The 765-nt window shown below is 49.9% G+C and carries 1 pseudogene; it reads right to left on the bottom strand.

Going from position 1 to position 765, the window contains the following annotated elements:
- Positions 1–342 precede the first annotated feature (342 nt).
- Positions 343–688 (bottom strand): annotated as a pseudogene (locus NOM06_RS20805) (transposase); the annotation flags it as partial.
- Positions 689–765: the final 77 nt, after the last annotated feature.

Below are 765 nucleotides of genomic sequence, written 5' to 3'. Positions count from 1 at the left end.
ATACAATGACGGGATACCGCCAGCAAAAGCCGAGGTTCGGCCTAACCAAGTGTCCGGATTTAGTTGACCACTACAATTCCAGATGTAGTTAAAGTAAATTGAGCAACTTGTTCACTTTCTCCTGCAAGCCTGAATGTTTTTTCAATAACTTGGATTTGCATAGCAGCCCCTCGTTGTTGCAAACATTATTTGATTTGCATTCTAGACATTGGCCACAAAGGAATCTAGTCATTACGTACAGCAGCCCTTCATTATCAGAATATTCTTATCTTGAATGGGCTGAAGTGGCGCTGTTTCCCAAATCAACCATCAAGCCACAACTGCCCCAGCCCCAAGTGACCGTTACACTCGGGGCTTTCTGACAGGCAGACCCAGGGTATTGAGTTTGTTTATGGCGCTGACATACGCCATCACCTCTCCCACTTGGCCGTGGTAGTTACGTAAACTGACTTTCCCCGCTAACAACTGTTTGAACCGATACATCGCTGTCTCTGCAAGTGAGCGACGGTGATACCCCGATATCTTCTTCCAGTACGCCAGCCCTTCCTTGCGCATCACTAGCACCGCCTCATTTCTCGAATGTCCCTTTTTCCCATAACCCCGCGCTTTTGCGAGGCGCGACACAGGCTGTCGCCCCTTTGCGCGAGATAAGTTGATGGCTGGCTTTGCTGTCATAGGCGCCATCCGCTTAAGAGCCGCTAACAAAACCTCTCAGCGAAGCGCGAGCAGATCACGGCGCAAGCCAGCGTCAGTAACGCAAGGTGG

It is taken from the genome of Aeromonas sp. JL9 (genome assembly GCF_024436075.1).
Classification (GTDB): Bacteria; Pseudomonadota; Gammaproteobacteria; order Enterobacterales; family Aeromonadaceae; genus Aeromonas; species Aeromonas veronii.
This window is presented reverse-complemented; position numbering and strand designations above follow the sequence as displayed.